The 17,248-nt window shown below is 59.7% G+C and carries 12 protein-coding genes and 2 pseudogenes; 8 read left to right on the top strand and 6 right to left on the bottom strand.

Translation table 11 applies throughout. The features are described from left to right. Nucleotides 1-101: 101 nt before the first annotated feature. From gloB to Q668_RS03250, 8 genes are all read left to right on the top strand, one after another. The gene (gene gloB / locus Q668_RS03285; RefSeq protein ID WP_022988175.1) at nucleotides 102-896 is read left to right on the top strand and encodes a hydroxyacylglutathione hydrolase; all 795 of its coding nucleotides are present in this window, start codon (nucleotides 102-104) and stop codon (nucleotides 894-896) included. 166 nt (nucleotides 897-1,062) lie between these two features. Further along, nucleotides 1,063-2,802: a LysM peptidoglycan-binding domain-containing protein gene (locus Q668_RS03280; protein WP_036219077.1), complete on the top strand. Its 1,740-nt coding sequence runs from the start codon at nucleotides 1,063-1,065 to the stop codon at nucleotides 2,800-2,802. A gap of 12 nt (nucleotides 2,803-2,814) precedes the next feature. Then, nucleotides 2,815-4,647 carry an extracellular solute-binding protein gene (locus Q668_RS03275; protein WP_022988173.1) on the top strand — a complete coding sequence of 611 codons (1,833 nt, stop codon included), beginning with the start codon at nucleotides 2,815-2,817 and terminating at the stop codon, nucleotides 4,645-4,647. Nucleotides 4,648-4,693: 46 nt separating this feature from the next. Continuing rightward, the gene (locus tag Q668_RS03270; RefSeq protein ID WP_022988172.1) at nucleotides 4,694-5,779 is read left to right on the top strand and encodes a microcin C ABC transporter permease YejB; all 1,086 of its coding nucleotides are present in this window, start codon (nucleotides 4,694-4,696) and stop codon (nucleotides 5,777-5,779) included. A gap of 2 nt (nucleotides 5,780-5,781) precedes the next feature. Further along, nucleotides 5,782-6,801 (top strand): ABC transporter permease, encoded by a 1,020-nt coding sequence (locus Q668_RS03265; protein ID WP_152521759.1) that lies wholly within the window; start codon nucleotides 5,782-5,784, stop codon nucleotides 6,799-6,801. 1 nt (nucleotide 6,802) lies between these two features. Next, the gene (locus tag Q668_RS03260; protein ID WP_022988170.1) at nucleotides 6,803-8,401 is read left to right on the top strand and encodes an ABC transporter ATP-binding protein; all 1,599 of its coding nucleotides are present in this window, start codon (nucleotides 6,803-6,805) and stop codon (nucleotides 8,399-8,401) included. A gap of 69 nt (nucleotides 8,402-8,470) precedes the next feature. After that, complete coding sequence (locus tag Q668_RS03255; RefSeq protein ID WP_022988169.1) at nucleotides 8,471-9,256, top strand: enoyl-ACP reductase; 786 nt, start codon at nucleotides 8,471-8,473, stop codon at nucleotides 9,254-9,256. Nucleotides 9,257-9,372: 116 nt separating this feature from the next. Next, the gene (locus tag Q668_RS03250) at nucleotides 9,373-10,446 is read left to right on the top strand and encodes a 3-deoxy-7-phosphoheptulonate synthase (protein ID WP_022988168.1); all 1,074 of its coding nucleotides are present in this window, start codon (nucleotides 9,373-9,375) and stop codon (nucleotides 10,444-10,446) included. A gap of 62 nt (nucleotides 10,447-10,508) precedes the next feature. On the opposite strand, the gene cobA is transcribed toward Q668_RS03250, so the two are convergent. From cobA to Q668_RS17730, 6 genes and pseudogenes are all read right to left on the bottom strand, one after another. Further along, nucleotides 10,509-11,366 (bottom strand): uroporphyrinogen-III C-methyltransferase, encoded by an 858-nt coding sequence (cobA, locus tag Q668_RS03245; RefSeq protein ID WP_036219076.1) that lies wholly within the window; start codon nucleotides 11,364-11,366, stop codon nucleotides 10,509-10,511. After that, nucleotides 11,363-12,637, bottom strand: a complete 1,275-nt coding sequence (gene serS / locus Q668_RS03240) for a serine--tRNA ligase (RefSeq protein ID WP_022988166.1) — start codon at nucleotides 12,635-12,637, stop codon at nucleotides 11,363-11,365. The genes cobA and serS overlap by 4 nt, the downstream gene beginning before the upstream one ends. Before the next feature lie 118 nt (nucleotides 12,638-12,755). Beyond that, nucleotides 12,756-14,090: a replication-associated recombination protein A gene (locus Q668_RS03235; RefSeq protein ID WP_022988165.1), complete on the bottom strand. Its 1,335-nt coding sequence runs from the start codon at nucleotides 14,088-14,090 to the stop codon at nucleotides 12,756-12,758. Next, a complete protein-coding gene (gene lolA / locus Q668_RS03230) occupies nucleotides 14,090-14,743 on the bottom strand; it encodes an outer membrane lipoprotein chaperone LolA (protein WP_022988164.1) in 654 nt (217 codons plus the stop codon). The genes Q668_RS03235 and lolA overlap by 1 nt, the downstream gene beginning before the upstream one ends. A 34-nt stretch (nucleotides 14,744-14,777) precedes the next feature. Beyond that, nucleotides 14,778-16,436: pseudogene (locus Q668_RS17735) on the bottom strand (DNA translocase FtsK); the annotation flags it as partial. Between the two features lie 381 nt (nucleotides 16,437-16,817). After that, nucleotides 16,818-17,216: pseudogene (locus tag Q668_RS17730) on the bottom strand (DNA translocase FtsK 4TM domain-containing protein); the annotation flags it as partial. Nucleotides 17,217-17,248: the final 32 nt, after the last annotated feature.

Below are 17,248 nucleotides of genomic sequence, written 5' to 3'. Positions count from 1 at the left end.
CAGCGCCCCTGTTCCGGGCCGGATTCACGGGCGCGCTTCTTGGGATGACAGCACGGTTGCATTATCATAACAGGCACATTCATCGAGCACATGGGGTCACCATGTTCAGTATTCACCCGATTCCGGCGTTTTCAGACAACTATATCTGGTGTCTGGCAGACCAGGACACCGGCAAGGCACTGATTGTAGACCCGGGGCAGGCGCAGCCGGTGATGGACTACCTCGCCGCCAACAACCTGGCTGCAGACACCATCCTGGTTACTCACCATCACCCGGACCACGTCGGCGGCATCAAAGACCTGCAGCAGGCATGGCCAGACGTACGCGTGGTCGGGCCGGCAGAATCCCCGTTCAAGGGCAGCAATCACCCGGTCCACCCCGGTGACGAAGTTGTCTGGCAGGGGCTGACCTTTGATGTGCTGGCCGTGCCGGGCCACACCCTCGACCACCTGGCTTATTTCAGCCCCTCACAGGTCGATGGCAAGCCGCTTCTGTTTTGTGGCGACACCTTATTCGTTGGCGGTTGTGGTCGGTTGTTCGAAGGCACGGCGGAGCAAATGCACCAGTCCCTGAGTACCCTCCGGGATCTGCCCGGCGATACAGCCGTGTATTGCGCCCATGAATACACCCTGGCCAACCTGCGGTTTGCCCGCAGCTGGTTGCCCGACGACCAGGCCCTGGCGGATTTCGAGCAACAGTGCCAGGCACGCCGTGACCAGGGCCTGCCCACCGTGCCCTCAACCATAGCCGCCGAGAAATCGCTGAACCTGTTCCTGCGCTGGGACGACCCAGCAGTGGCAGAAGCCGCCCATCGGTACTGTGCCGAACACGGCCTGCCAGCCAGCTCCGAAACCGATATCTTTGCGGCGGTCCGTCACGGAAAGGATCACTTCTGATCCTGTCCGGCGCTGGCGGTTAACGATTCTTGTCACAGCTGTAACACAGGAATTCTTGACCGCCATAAAAGCCCTTTCTTAGAATCCCACGCTGCTAACGACCGTTACCAGACATTCATGCCGGCCTTTATTACATGACGCCGCCGGCGCTAATCGGACGACTTCTATGCCGGTCAAACGACTTTCATGCGTACTGCTCGCTTCGTCGCTGCTGTCTGCCTGCAGCAGCTCCCAGGTTATGGACAACTGGAACTCCCCATCAGCCTGGTTCGGAACGGAAACTGACCAGCAAAGTAACCCGGTGGATTCCGAGAAGGTCGTGGTTGCCCGGGGCGACGAAGATCTGAAAGCCTCCGTGGCTGCGGGCAATGGCGGAGATGCTGCCGATGCCCCGCTGGATGACGCCATTTCTCCGGAACTCCGGGCCAAGGCCAAGGATGCCCGGCAAAAACTGGACGACCCCAAAACCCGCGCCGATGCCAGCACCAGCACCCAGGACCTGTGGGACCGGATGCGTGCCGGTTTCGCCATGGACCATTCTGTCGACAACCCGAGGGTGCAGGCACAGCTCGACTGGTATGCCCGGCACCCGAGCTACATCAAGCGGGTAGTAGAACGGGGCTCCCGTTACCTGCACCACATTGTTGAAGAAACCGAGGCCCGGGGCTTGCCCACCGAAATGGCCCTGCTGCCGATCGTGGAAAGTGCGTTCGATCCGTTTGCCTATTCCCATGGCCGGGCGGCCGGCCTGTGGCAATTCATTCCGTCTACCGGCAAATACTTCGGCCTGACCCAAAGCTGGTGGCATGACGACCGCCGTGATGTGCTGGAAGCCACCGATGCCGCCCTGACCTACCTCGACCGGCTGGCCAAGCGCTTCGATGGCGACTACACCCTGGCACTGGCAGCCTATAACGCAGGCGGCGGCACGGTATCCAGTGCCATGCGCCGAAACCGGAATGCAGGCAAACCAACAGATTACTGGTCCCTGTCGCTGCCCAAAGAAACCAGCCACTATGTACCCAAGCTGATCGCCCTGGCCAAGATCTTCGACAACCCCGAGGCCTACGGTGTCGAGTTACCAAAGCTGGACGACGAACCGTACTTCGAAGTGGTCGAGACAGGTTCACAGCTGGACCTGGCCCAGGCAGCAGAGCTGGCCGGGGTGGATATTGACGAGATCTACCTGCTGAACCCTTCCTACAACCGCTGGGCTACCAACCCGGATGGGCCACACCGCCTGCTGGTGCCCAGGCAGAACGCAGAAGGTTTCCGCCAGGCCTTGGCGAATTTTCCGAAAGAACAGCGCGTATCTTGGCAGAACTACAAGGTTCAGAAGGGTGACAACCTGAACAGCATTGCCCGCAAGTTCGGAACCACCACCTCGGTGGTGCGCCAGGTAAACAAACTGGATTCCGACCTGATCCGCGTTGGCCAGGGCCTGCTGATTCCTTCCTCAACCCGCGGCGCCGATGCCTACGCCCTGAGCCAGTCCCAGCGGCTGCAGCGCACCCAGTCGCGCCAGCGCGACGGCAACAAGGTGTCCTACACCGTTCGCCGGGGCGACACCTTCTGGGACATCGCCCGCGAACACCGGGTATCGGTACGGGAAGTGGCCGCCTGGAACGGCATGGCCCCCGGAGACCCGCTGATTCCCGGCAAAAAACTCGTGATCTGGTCTAAATCGGCGCAGCCCACGGTTGCCGCCGGCAGCTCGGCCCGCAGCAAGGCCATGGTTCGCAAGGTTGGCTATCGAGTACGCAGCGGCGACTCGCTGTCGGCCATTGCTAGCCGTTTTGCGGTGAATGTGCAGGACATCGCATCATGGAATGATCTTAATACCAACCGTTATCTGCAACCCGGACAAAGTCTGGTACTCTACGTTGACATCAGAAACAGCCCTTAACGTGCGAGAACCATGATAAAAACACGGAAAGCCGCCTTTTCACTGGCCAGCATTTTCGCCTCCCTGGCGCTGATGGCTGCCGCAGCCACCAGCCTTGCGGAAACCCCGGCGGCTGCAAACCCCGGTCCCGTGCACGGCATTGCCATGCACGGAGAACTGAAGTATCCGGAAAATTTCAGCCACTTTGACTACGTTAACCCGGAAGCCCCCAAAGGCGGCACCCTCCGGATGGCCGTGGTGGCTAACGGCTTCGACAGCTTTAACCCGTTTGTCATTCGGGGCGTGGCCGCCGCCGGCATCAGCACCTATGTTTACGATACCCTGCTGGAGTCCTCCGCAGACGAGCCGTTTTCCGAATACGGGCTGATCGCCGAAAGCATTGAAATGCCCGAAGACCGCAGCTACGTGGTCTTCAACCTGCGTGAACAGGCCCGTTTCCAGGACGGCGAGGCCATCACCGCCGAAGACGTTGAGTTTTCCTACCGCATCCTGACCACTGAAGGCCATCCGTTCTACCGGAACTACTACGCCGATGTCAGCAAGGTAACGGTGGAAGGCCGCCATCGCATCCGCTTTGATTTTGGCGAAACCAAGAACCGGGAACTGCCTCTGATTCTCGGGCAGATGCCTGTGATGCCCGCCCATTACTGGGCCGACCGGGAGTTTGAAGGCAATGGCCTCGATATACCTGTTGGCAGCGGCCCCTATCGCATCGACAGCTACGATGCCGGCCGTTCCGTCACCTACGAGCGGGTTGACGACTATTGGGCAGAGGGCCTGGGCATTCGCAAGGGCCGCTTTAATTTTGATCGCATCAAGTACGAGTACTACAGCGACGACACCGTAGCGTTGGAGTCCTTCAAAGCCGGCAACTTTGATTTCCGGGTTGAAACCTCGGCGAAGAACTGGGCCACGGCCTACACCGGGCGCGGCTTCGACAACGGCGAAATCACCAAGGAAGCGATTGAGCACCACCGCCCCAGCGGTATGCAGGGCTTCGTCTTCAACACTCGCAAAGCGGTATTCAAAGACCCGAAAGTGCGCCAGGCCCTGGCCTACGCCTTCGATTTTGAATGGGCCAACCGCAACTTGTTCTTCGACCAGTACACCCGCACCGACAGCTATTTCGAGAACAGCGACCTGGCGTCTTCCGGCCTGCCCTCCGGCCGCGAGCTGGAGATACTGGAGCGCTTCCGGGACAAGCTGAACCCGGCCGTGTTCACCGAAACCTATACGCCGCCAACGACCGGTGACGGCACAACCATGCGGGATAACCTGCGCACAGCCATGCAACTGCTGAAAGAAGCCGGCTACAGCGTCCGTGACGGCAAGATGGTGCACGGGGAAACCGGCAAGCCGCTGGCCTTCGAAGTGTTGCTGTTCCAGAAAAGTTTCGAGCGCGTTGTGCTGCCTTTCCGGCAAAACCTTGAGCGCCTCGGTATTGATGTATCCGTGCGGCTGGTAGACAGCAACCAGTATGTTCAACGGGTGCGGAATTTTGATTTCGACATGATCACCCAGGTGTTGCCCCAGTCGGATTCTCCGGGCAACGAGCAGCGTGAGTACTGGCATTCATCCAACGTGGAGGTTGCCGGCTCTCGCAACTATATGGGCGTCAGCGACCCGGTTATCGACCAGTTGGTAGACATGGTCATCCAGGCTCCGGACCGGGACGAACTGGTGCACCGGGTTCGTGCCCTTGATCGGGTGCTGCTGCACGGCCACTACGTGATCCCCCACTGGCACCTGACCAAAGACCGGGTAGCGTACTGGAACAAACTGCAGCGCCCCGAGGTCACACCGAAAAACGGTATCGACCTGAACAACTGGTGGATCAAACCCTGATCCACCGGTCTACCCCAGAGCAGTAACGGAAGGATTCCTCCCCTCAATGGGCATTTACATACTCCGCAGGCTCGCCCTGATTATTCCGACCCTGGTCGGAATTATGCTGCTGAACTTTATCATTGTGCAGGCTGCGCCCGGCGGGCCCGTGGAGCAGCTGATTGCCGAGATGGAAGGCCACGGTGGCAGCGCCCTGGCCCGGGCCGGTGGCGGCGACACCGGCGGCGAAGTGGCTTCGGGCTCTTCGGACAGCCGGGGCGCCCGGGGGTTACCACCGGAATTGCTGGCAGAAATAGAGGCCATGTACGGCTTCGACAAACCCGCCCATGAACGCTTTCTGATGATGCTAAAAGACTACGCCACCTTCGATTTCGGCGAGTCTTTCTTCCGGGATCGCACGGTGATCGAGCTGATCATCGACAAACTGCCGGTTTCGATTTCCCTGGGCCTCTGGTCTACCCTCATTATCTACCTGATCTCCATTCCCCTGGGTATCCGTAAAGCGGTGACCGACGGCTCCCGCTTTGATGTGTGGACCAGCTCTGCCATCGTCATCGGCTACGCCATTCCCGGCTTCCTGTTTGCCATCCTGCTGATTGTCCTGTTTGCCGGCGGCAGCTACTTCGACTGGTTCCCGCTGCGGGGCCTGACTTCAGCGGACTTCGAGCAGATGACCTGGTACCAGAAAATCGGGGATTATTTCTGGCACCTGGCCTTGCCGGTAACCGCTAATGTGATTGGAGGCTTTGCTACCCTGACCCTGCTCACCAAGAACTCGTTCCTGGATGAAATTGGCAAGCAGTACGTGGTGACCGCCAGGGCCAAGGGCCTTGAGGAAAAACAGGTACTGTACGGCCACGTTTTCCGCAACGCCATGCTGATTGTGATTGCCAGCCTGCCCGGGGTGCTGGTGTCTTTATTCTTTACCGGCTCCCTACTGATTGAAGTGATTTTCTCACTCGATGGCCTGGGCCTGCTCGGCTTCGAAGCGGCCCTGAACCGCGACTATCCGGTGATCTTCGGCACCCTGTACATCTTCACCCTGATGGGCCTGATCCTGAAATTGGTCAGCGACATCACCTACGTGCTGGTCGACCCCCGCATCGACTTTGAAAGCCGGGAGGGCGCGTGATGCTGTCACTCTCCCCCATCCAGAAACGGCGGCTCCGTAACTTCAAGGCCAACCGGCGCGGCTACTGGAGCCTGTGGTTGTTTCTGCTTTTGTTCGGGCTGTCGCTGACCGCCGAACTGATTGCCAACGACAAACCGCTGATGGTGTCGTATCAGGGCGACTGGTACTTCCCCGTGGTACAAAGCGTGCCGGAAGAAACCTTTGGCGGTTTCCTGCCCACCGAAACCGACTACCGGGATGATTTCATCGCCAGCGAAATCAACGCCAATGGCTGGATGCTGTGGCCCCCCATCCGATTCAGCTACAACACGATCAACTACGACCTGGACGTACCTTCGCCGGCGCCACCCAGTGCAGAGAACTGGCTGGGCACCGATGACCAGGGCCGGGACGTGGCTGCCAGGGTTATCTACGGCTTCCGGATTTCCGTGGTGTTCGGCCTCACCCTTACCATTGCCAGCTGCATTGTCGGGGTGATTGTCGGTGCCATTCAGGGCTATTACGGGGGCAAGGTGGACCTGCTCGGCCAGCGGTTTATCGAAGTCTGGTCCGGCCTGCCCATGCTTTACCTGCTGATTATCCTGTCGGCTATCGTCCAGCCCAATTTCTGGTGGCTGCTGGGCATCATGCTGCTGTTCAGCTGGATGGGGCTGGTGGATGTGGTTCGGGCCGAATTCCTTCGAGCCCGCAACTTCGAATACGTGAAAGCGGCCCGAGCCCTGGGGCTGGAAAACCGGCACATCATGTTCCGCCATATACTGCCCAATGCCATGGTGGCAACCCTGACCTTCCTGCCCTTTATCCTGACCGGCGCCATCACCGGCCTGACATCGCTGGATTTTCTGGGGTTCGGGTTGCCGTCCGGCTCGCCATCCCTGGGCGAACTGATCGCCCAGGGCAAGTCAAACCTGCACGCACCCTGGCTGGGTATTTCTGCCTTTGTCTCGCTGTCGGTCATGCTGACCCTGCTGGTCTTTACCGGCGAAGCCGTGCGTGACGCCTTTGACCCGAGAAAGAACTGATATGAGCGAACTACTGAACATCTCGGGGCTTTCCATACGTTTTGATAACGGCCCGCTAGTCGTGGATGACCTCTCGCTCTCGATCAACAAGGGCGAGACCCTGGCATTGGTCGGAGAAAGCGGTTCGGGCAAGTCGGTTTCCGCGCTCTCGGTCCTGCGCCTACTGGACGAGCGCCATGTCAGCTATCCGTCCGGCAGCATTACCTACCAGGGCGAGGACCTCCTGAAGGCGCCGGAAAAACGCCTGCGACAGATCCGGGGCAGGCAGATCAGCATGATCTTCCAGGAACCGATGACCTCCCTGAACCCGCTACATACGGTTGAAAAGCAGATTACCGAAACGCTCGAACTGCACATTGGCCTGCGCGGCGAACAAGCCCGAGCCAGGTGTATCGAACTGCTGGCACTGGTGGGCATTCCTGAGCCGGAACGGCGCCTGAAGAGCTATCCGCACCAGCTCTCGGGCGGGCAGAAACAGCGGGTGATGATCGCCATGGCCCTGGCCAATGAACCGGACCTGCTGATTGCCGACGAGCCCACCACCGCCCTCGACGTGACCGTACAGAAGCAGGTGCTGGAACTGCTCCGATCCCTGCAGCAGAAACTGGGCATGGCCATGCTGCTGATTACCCACGACCTCAGCCTGGTGCGCCGGTATGCCGACAAAGTAGTGGTGATGGAGCGGGGCAAGCGGGTCGAAGAGGCCCCGGTTAAAGCCCTGTTCGAGGCGCCGTCCCACCCCTATACCCGCAAACTGATTGACGCCGAGCCACCCGAACACCCTGTGCCCGTGCAGAAAACAGCGCCGGAGCTTATTCGGGTAGACAATCTGAACGTGCATTTTCCGGTTCGCAAGAACCTGTTCGGCCGGGTCACCGAAAGCTACCACGCGGTGCAGGATGTCAGCTTCAGCGTGCGCCCCGGCGAAACCCTGGGCATTGTCGGCGAGAGTGGCAGCGGTAAGACCACCATCGGCCACGCCCTGCTCAAGCTCACCGCCGCCACCGGCAGGATCCAGCTGGCCGGAAACGACATCGGCAACCTCACCCAGAAAGCCTTCCGGCCCTGGCGCAAACGCATCCAGATTGTGTTCCAGGACCCCTTTGGCAGCCTGAGCCCGCGTATGTCCATTGCCGAAATTGTTGGTGAAGGCCTGATGATCCACGACCCGGCCAACCGCGACCAGCACGAAGCCAGGGTCATCCGGGCGCTGCAGGATGTCGGGCTGGACCCGGAAGCCCGGCACCGCTACCCCCACGAATTTTCCGGTGGCCAGCGCCAGCGTATTGCCATTGCCCGTGCCCTCGTTCTGCAACCTGAGCTGATTATTCTGGATGAGCCGACATCGGCGCTGGACAGAACTGTGCAGAAACAGGTGATCGAACTGCTCCGGGATATCCAGGCGCGATATCGGTTAAGCTATATTTTTATCAGCCATGATCTGGCCGTAGTCCGTGCCTTGAGCCACCAGCTGCTGGTACTGCACCAGGGCCGTATCGTGGAGTACGGCGATGCCGAAGCGATCTTCCGGCAACCCGGGCAGCCGTATACCCGGGAGTTGCTGAACGCGGCCTTCTTTTACCAAACTACGACCAATTGACCGTTACCCGCGTGCGCCCCGGTCGGGGATAATACGCGCAAACCACAGGAACACACGGAGCAGATACCCATGGGAATTCTCAGCGGCAAGAAAGCACTGATCGTTGGTGTAGCCAGCAAGCATTCCATTGCCTATGGCATTGCCGAGGCATTCGCCCGCGAAGGCGCCGAACTGGCCTTCACCTACCAGAACGAAAAGCTGCAGTCCCGGGTTGAGAAATTCGCGGAGCAATGGAGCAGCACCATTACCCTGCCCTGCGATGTTGCCAGCGATGAGCAAATCGAAAACGTGTTCACCGAGCTGAATAAGCACTGGGACAACATCGACATCATCATCCATGCCGTTGGCTTTGCCCCGGCGCATGAACTGAACGGTAACTACGTTGACGTTACCACCCGTGAAGGCTTCAAGATTGCCCACGACATCAGCTCTTACAGCTTTGTAGCGCTGGCCAAGGGCGCCCGCAAGATGATGCACGAAGGCAGCAGCCTGCTGACCCTGAGCTACCTGGGTGCCCAACGCGTTCTGCAGAACTACAACGTGATGGGCCTGGCCAAAGCGTCGCTGGAAGCCAACGTGCGCTACATGGCCGCCAGCCTGGGCGAAGAAGGCATCCGGGTAAACGCGATTTCGGCCGGCCCGATCAAGACCCTGGCCGCCTCCGGCATTGCCAGCTTCCGCCGTATGCTGAACGAGAACGCCAAGCGCGCACCGCTGCGTCGTAACGTGACCACCATTGAAGTGGGCAACGCGGCAGCGTTTTTGTCGTCTGACCTGGCCTCTGGCATTACCGGCGAAATTCTGTACGTAGACGCCGGCGCCAACATCTCCGGCATGGGCTCGCTGGAAGACTAAGCCCGCCGTTGAAAAGCACCGCCAAATAACGCAGACTTACCAGCTCACCGGCGGGCGGCCTACCGCCTGCCGGCACCATTCGCGTTAATCTTCAGTCACCGGGGAAGCACAACAAGATGTCGGGCAAGCAACTGGAAAACCTGAACGTAGCCAGTCAGGAACCACTGATCACTCCTGAAGCCCTGAAAAGCGAACTGCCGCTTTCAGACAAGGCTGCGGAAACCGTGGCCAACGGCCGCCAGGCAATTTACGACATCATGGACGGCAAAGACCACCGTCTGTTCATTGTGGTGGGCCCCTGCTCTATCCACGACGTGGACGCCGCTCGCGACTATGCCAACCGACTGAAGAAACTGGCCGATGAAGTAAGCGATACCTTGCTGCTGGTGATGCGGGTTTACTTTGAAAAACCGCGCACCACCGTCGGCTGGAAAGGCCTGATCAACGATCCGCACCTGAACGACACCTTCGATATCGAACAGGGCCTGCACATCGGCCGTCGCCTGCTGCTGGATATCAACGAACTTGGCCTGCCAACCGCAACCGAGGCGCTGGATCCGATTTCACCACAGTACCTGCAAGACACCATTGCCTGGTCTGCCATTGGCGCCCGCACCACGGAGTCCCAGACTCACCGGGAAATGAGTAGTGGCCTGTCTATGGCTATCGGCTTCAAGAACGGAACCGATGGCAGCCTGGATGTTGCTGTCAACGCCATGAAGTCGGTTTCCCATCCCCACAGCTTCCTGGGCATCGACCAGCAAGGCAAAGGCGCGATCATCCGCACCAAGGGTAACAACTACGGACACGTGGTGCTCCGGGGTGGCGGCGGCAAGCCCAACTACGACTCAGTGAATGTTGCCCTGTGTGAACAGGCCCTGGAGAAAGCCGGCCTGCGCAAGTCCATCATGGTGGACTGCAGCCACGCCAACTCCAGCAAAGACCCGGCCATCCAGCCGCTGGTGATGCAGGACGTTACCCACCAGATCCTGGAAGGCAACACCTCTATCCAGAGCCTGATGGTGGAAAGCAACATCAACTGGGGCAACCAGTCTATTCCGGAAAACCTGGCAGACCTGAAGTACGGCGTGTCGGTAACCGATGCCTGTATCGACTGGGAAACCACCGAGAAAGCGATCCGCACCATGCGGGAAAAGCTCAAGGACGTACTGCCCAAGCGAATCGACTGATTCGATTCGCAAGGCATAAAAAAACCGGGTTCATCGAGCCCGGTTTTTTTGTGCCTGATGTTTTAATATGGCTCGGGTTGTACGCCCAGCCAGTCCAGGCGGTTGCGCAGGGTGACCACCTCGCCAATAATCACCAGCGTGGGCGCGGCCACTTCCCGGTTTTCAATGATACCCACGATGGTCTCCAGCGTACCGGTGATGACTTCCTGCTCCGGCGTGGTGCCCTTTGACACCAGTGCAACCGGCATATCCGGCGCCATGCCGTGGGCGATCAGCTCCCGACTGATAATCGGCAGGCCCACCAACCCCATGTAGAACACCAGGGTCTGGCTGGTCTGCACGAAATCGGCCCAGGGCAGATCACAACTGTCGTTCTTCAGGTGGCCGGTAACAAACCGGACCGACTGGGCATAGTCCCGATGGGTCAACGGAATTCCCGCGTAGGCCGAACAACCAGAGGCGGCGGTGATACCCGGCACCACCTGAAACCGCACCCCGGCCTGGGCCAGGGTTTCGATTTCCTCGCCACCACGGCCGAAGATAAACGGGTCGCCCCCCTTTAAACGCACGACCTTGCGCCCTTCACGGGCCAGGTCCACCAGCCGCTGGTTGATCTGATCCTGCGGCAGTGTGTGGTTAGCACGCTGCTTACCGACATGGATCTTCTCGGCCGTTTCCGGAATCAGCGCCATGATTTCCTGAGATACGAGGCGGTCGTACAGTATTACCTCAGCGTTGGTGATCAGCCGCCAGGCCTTCAGGGTCAGCAACTCGGGATCGCCAGGCCCGGCGCCCACCAGCGCAACCTCTCCGGCAGAGTTGTTCGGGTTTTCGGTAATCGGATTCACTCGATACCTGGGTGCGGCAGAGGCCACACCAATCGCTCCTGGCGGTGGAGTCCCTTCTTTGTTCTGGCTCATTGGATTCTGTCCAGGCCTCTCATATACGGCTTCAGCACTTCCGGAACGAGGATGCTGCCGTCTGCCTGCTGGTAGTTTTCCATCACCGCAATCATGGCGCGGCCTACCGCCAGGCCGGAGCCGTTGAGGGTGTGCACCGGTTCCGGCTTGCCGGTTTCCGGGTTACGCCAACGGGCCTGCATACGGCGCGACTGGAAATCACGGGTGTTAGAGCAGGAAGAAATCTCACGGTACTTGCCCTGCCCCGGCAGCCACACCTCAAGGTCAAAGGTCTTGGCGGCCGAGAAGCCCATGTCGCCACCACACAGGGTCATAACCCGGTACGGCAACTCCAGCAGCTGCAGCACCTTCTCCGCATGGCCAGTCAGCTGCTCAAGGGCTGCACCGGAATCTTCCGGGCGCACCACCTGTACAAGCTCTACCTTGTCGAACTGGTGCTGGCGAATCATGCCCCGCACATCACGGCCGTAAGAACCGGCTTCACTACGGAAACAGGGGGTGTGGCAAACCAGCCGCAACGGAAGCTCCGCGTCATCCAGAATGGTGTCAGACACCAGGTTGGTGGCCGGCACCTCTGCGGTGGGGATCAGGTACAACGGGTTATCGCCGACGGTGCGGAACAGGTCCGCCTCGAATTTCGGCAACTGGCCGGTGCCAAACAGGGTGTTGGCATTGACCAGGTACGGCACGTAGGCTTCGGTGTAGCCGTGCTCCTCGGTGTGCAGGTCGAGCATGAACTGGGCCAGGGCCCGGTGCAGGCGGGCCAGCTGGCCGCGCATCACAACAAACCTGGAATGCGCCAGCTGGCTGGCCTTCTCGAAATCCATGCCGTTCAGGCCTTCACCCAGTGCCACGTGGTCTTTCGGCTCGAAGTCGAACTCCCGGGGCGTGCCCCAAAGGCGGGTTTCCACGTTGTCGTCTTCGTTCTTGCCCGGCGGTACGTCTTCGTCCGGCAGGTTGGGAATTCCGGCGAAGAAGGCATTCAGGGATTCCTGGACGGAACGCAATTCGTCTTCCGCTTCGGCCTTCTGGCGCTTCAGGTTGTCCACTTCCTCCAGCAAAGGTTTGATATCCTCGCCAGATGCCTTGGCTTTGCCGATGGACTTGGAACGCTTGTTCTGCTCGCTCTGCAGTGTTTCCGTACGAACCTGGATGGCTCGGCGGCTTTCCTCTAACCGTTCGAAGGTAGCCACATCAAACTCGAAGTTCTTAATGGCCAGCCGGCGGGCGATTTCTTCAGTCTGGGTACGGACACGTTTCGGATCGAGCATGATCTTCCTGAATTTTCCGGTTAACGAATGAAATAGAATATAGCGGCATTATACCTGCCGCAGTGCTGCTGGCCACCTTCTGCCCTGCGCCCGGCACAAATTCAGTAAACCGGGGGTATCAATAGCGCTTTTTCGGGCTCTGGGCATCCAGGGTGTCGAGTCGTTGGCGTTTCTCGGCCAGCCTGATTTCCAGCCCGCGCATCACCGGTTCGTAATAACGGCGCTGGTGGATGGCTTCCGGCAGATAGGATTCACCGGCGGCGAAGGCATCGGGCTCGTCATGGGCGTAACGGTATTCCTCGCCATGGCCCATGCTTTTGAGGAGCTTGGTCGGGGCATTTCGCAGGTGCACCGGCACTTCATAGTCCGGGTCTTTGCGAATATCGGCCATGCACTGGTTGTAGGCCTTGTACACAGCATTGCTCTTGGGCGCCATGGCCAGGTAGGTCACCGCCTGGGCCAGGGCCAGTTCCCCTTCGGGAGAGCCGAGCCTTTCCTGGACGTCCCAGGCCTGCATGGTGATCTGCAGCGCCCGGGGGTCCGCGTTGCCGATATCCTCGCTGGCAATGCGCACCAACCGCCGCGCCACATAGAGTGGATCACAACCGCCATCGAGCATCCGGCACAGCCAGTACAGCGAACCGTCCGGGTTGGAGCCACGTACGGATTTGTGCAGGGCGGAGATCTGGTCGTAGAACACGTCGCCACCCTTATCAAACCGCCGCAGGCTGGTTTGCAGCACCTGTTCCAGGGTGGCGGCGGTAATGCGGCCGGAATCGGGGCCTTCCGGGTCTGCCAGGTCGGCCGCGACTTCCAGGATATTCAGGGCGCGGCGGGCATCGCCACCGGCGGATTCAGCCAGGGTGTCCAGTACGTCTTCGTCAATCAGCAGCCTGCCGCCGAAGCCGGCGTCACTGGTGAGCGCCCGGTGCAGGAGCTGCAGGATGTCATCCCGCTCAAGGTTTTTGAGCACATAAACCCGGGTACGGGATAACAGGGCGCTGTTGAGCTCGAAGGAAGGGTTTTCCGTAGTGGCGCCCACAAAGATGAAAGTGCCGTTCTCGATATGGGGAAGAAACGCGTCCTGCTGGCTTTTGTTGAAGCGGTGTACTTCATCCACAAACAGCAGGGTTTCCCGCCCCTGGGACTGTTTTCGGTTACGGGCCCGCTCCACCACTTCGCGGATTTCTTTCACCCCGCTAAGCACGGCAGACAGGGTTTCATAGGAAAGCTCGCCAACATTGGCCAGCAACCGGGCAAAGGTGGTTTTGCCCACCCCGGGCGGCCCCCACAGGATCATGGAGTGCAACTGGCCCTGTTCTACGGCCCGGCGCAGGGGTTTGCCGGGGCCAACGAGGTGCTTCTGGCCTACGTAGTCATCAAGGGTTGCCGGCCGCATGCGGGCGGCCAGCGGCTGGAAACCGGCTTCAGTCTGAAACAGGCTGTCCTGCATCAGACGCCGTCCCGGATAACATCAACCTCCTCCGGGTATTCCAGCCGGAAGGCGCTGCGCTCAATGTCTTCGTTCAGGCGGATCTCGTCGAAGCTGAGAATGCTCATCTGTGACAACGAATCTTCCATGCGCATTTCCTGTAGCTCGCCATCATAGAAACTCAGGCGCAACGAGGTGAAAAGCGAGTCGGCGCTGCGAGGCTCCAGGGTAAACTCCCGGGTATCTTCCCCGATGCTGCGGCCAGACACCCTGTAGCTTTCATTCAGGTTACCCACCTCGCCACTGAGCAACAGCGCCGGAGTAGTCTGGATACGGTCATCCAGGGTATGAATGGTCACCTGCTCCAGGTCCGGATCGTAAACCTCTACTTTTTCACCATCACTGACAATGAACTGGGACAGCGGCGCTCCGGTTTCCCAGTAGAACAGGCCCGGGCGCTTGGCCTTCAGGTTGCCCCGGGTTTCCTGAACACGGCCGCCGTTGGCATCAACGACAATCTGGATGAAACGGGCCTGGTAGGTTTCATAGCTCCGCAGCATGGCAGACAGCTGTTCCGCGGCTTTCAGGGATTCCTGCTCGCTGTCAGCCAGGGCCGGTGCTGCCGAGCCAAGGGCCGTCACCAACGCGAACCCGGCCAGCAGTGATCTAATCATAGTACCCTTCAAAGCACCTAGCATAGTTGATCTCCTAGTCTCGTGGCGGCGGGGGCGCCAGCACTTCACGTGCGCCATTGTGTCCCGCCGGACTGACCACACCGGAAGCTTCCATGGCATCCACCAGATTGGCGGCCCGGTTGTAGCCGATTTTGAATTTACGCTGCACCGACGAGATCGACACCCGCCGGTTTTCTGTGACAAAGGCCACCGCCTCGTCAAACAGGGCATCCCCTTCGTCTCCACCGCCCCCTTCCGAGAGGGTTGGAACGCCCGGCAGGTTCTCACCCTCGGCGCCATTAAGGACGTCGTCCACGTATTCCGGCTCGCCCCGGGCTTTCCAGGCGCTGACCACCCGATGCACTTCGTCATCGTCTACAAAGGCGCCGTGCACCCGAACCGGCAAACCGGAACCCGGCGGCAGGTACAGCATATCGCCGTGGCCCAGCAGCTGCTCTGCCCCGCCCTGGTCCAGTACTGTGCGTGAGTCGATCTTGGACGACACCTGGAACGAAATCCGGGTCGGGATGTTGGCCTTGATCAGGCCGGTAATCACGTCCACCGACGGCCGCTGGGTGGCCAGGATCAGGTGGATACCGGCCGCCCGTGCTTTCTGGGCAATACGGGCAATCAGCTCTTCCACCTTCTTGCCGACAATCATCATCATGTCAGCGAATTCGTCGATCACCACCACGATAAACGGCAGGGTGTCGAGTTCCGGGCGTTCCTGCTCGTCATTGGCCAGGTATTCGTCCGGTTTCCAGAGCGGGTCCAGCAAGGGTTCGCCTTCGGCGCGGGCGTCCTTCACCTTCTTGTTGTAACCGGCAATGTTACGCACGCCCAGATTCGCCATCAGGCGGTAGCGGCGCTCCATCTCGGCCACACACCAGCGCAATGCGTTGGCGGCTTCTTTCATGTCGGTTACGACCGGCGCCAGCAGGTGGGGAATGCCATCATAGATGCTTAGCTCCAGCATCTTCGGGTCTACCATGATGAAGCGAACTTCTTCCGGAGTAGCCTTCAGCAGCATACTCAACAGCATGGCATTCACACCCACAGACTTACCGGAGCCGGTAGTACCCGCCACCAGCAGGTGAGGCATCTTGGCCAGGTTGGCCACCATGGGGTTACCGCCAATGTCGTTACCCAGAGCCAGGGTCAGCGCAGACGACGATTCGGTAAATACCCGGGCTCCAAGCACCTCGCTCAGGCGCACGATTTCCCGCTCCTCGTTGGGAATCTCGATACCCACTACGGATTTGCCGGGAATCACCTCTACTACCCGTACGCTGAGTACGGCCAGTGAGCGGGCAAGGTCTTTGGCCAGGTTGGAAATCTTGCTCACCTTTACCCCGGCAGCGGGCTTGATCTCGAACCGGGTAATGACCGGCCCGGGGTTTACTTCCACTACTTCCACAGATACCCCGAAATCGGCCAGCTTTTCTTCCAGCAGACGGGACATGTGTTCCAGGGATTCCTCGGAGTAGCCTTTTTCTTTGTGCTCTTCAGCCGGGTCCAGCAGGGAAATAGGCGGAATCGGGCTCTCGATGTCCTCGAGGAGCGACGCCTGCTTGTTGGAAGCTTTCTTATCCGCCGGTTTCTGCTCGTCTTTCTTGAACGGAGAAATCTTCAGGGAGCGGCTGGCTTGCGGAGCCGGTTTGTCAGAGCTTAGAGTCGGCTCGGGCCGGGGCTCTTCGACTTCACGGGAGCTGAAGCTTTCCAGCCGCACCGGTTCAGGGTCTACATTGGCAAGGCCTTCCAGCCCGGGTTCTTTACGGACTTTCGGTGCAGGCGCCTTCTGCTCTTTGTCGGCGACCTTGGCGCGGCGGCGGAACAGACGGTTCCACCAACGCTCGGATTTTGGTTTGGTGCTGTCCGGACCTTCATCAGCCACCTTGTCCCGAATAACCGGCGGCTCGGGTTCCGGCTTTGCGGGCCGTTCGGGTTTCTCGGCTTTGTCACCCGTGCGGGTGAACAGAGCCTTCACGGCCAGCCCGGCTTTCAGGGTTAAGGCCCCCACCTGGTCCATCAGCCGGAACCAGGACAAACCAATGGTGACCGTCAGGGCAAACAGGAAGATCGCAATCAGCAGCAGTGTAGTGGCCGGCAGGTTAAAAAAACGCACCATGGCTTCCGACACCGCCATACCCATCACACCACCGGAGGATTCCCCCAGCCCGAACACCGAATACAGGGACAACAGGCTGGTGGCAGAGAGCAGGATTAGCAGGAAGCCTCCGAAGCGCACCATGAACAACGGCCAGTGCAGATCCAGTGACTGGTTACGCAGGCGAATAAGCATGACCGCATAACCGGCAATCATGGCAGGAAACAGCCAGGAAACATGGCCGAAGAAATCCATCAGCAAGCTGGCCAGCCAGGCGCCGGTGCGCCCTGCGTAGTTCTGTACGCTGGTGTCGTGGCCGATACTGGCCCACCCGGGGTCTGACGGGCTGAAGGTAAACAGGGCCATGGCCAGATAGATGCAAAGCACTATCAGGCCAA

Origin of the sequence: Marinobacter sp. ES-1 (genome assembly GCF_000475255.1) — a bacterium.
Taxonomy (GTDB): Bacteria; Pseudomonadota; Gammaproteobacteria; order Pseudomonadales; family Oleiphilaceae; genus Marinobacter; species Marinobacter vinifirmus.
The sequence above is the reverse complement of the archived record's forward strand: the minus strand, read 5'-3'. Positions and strand labels throughout refer to the sequence as shown.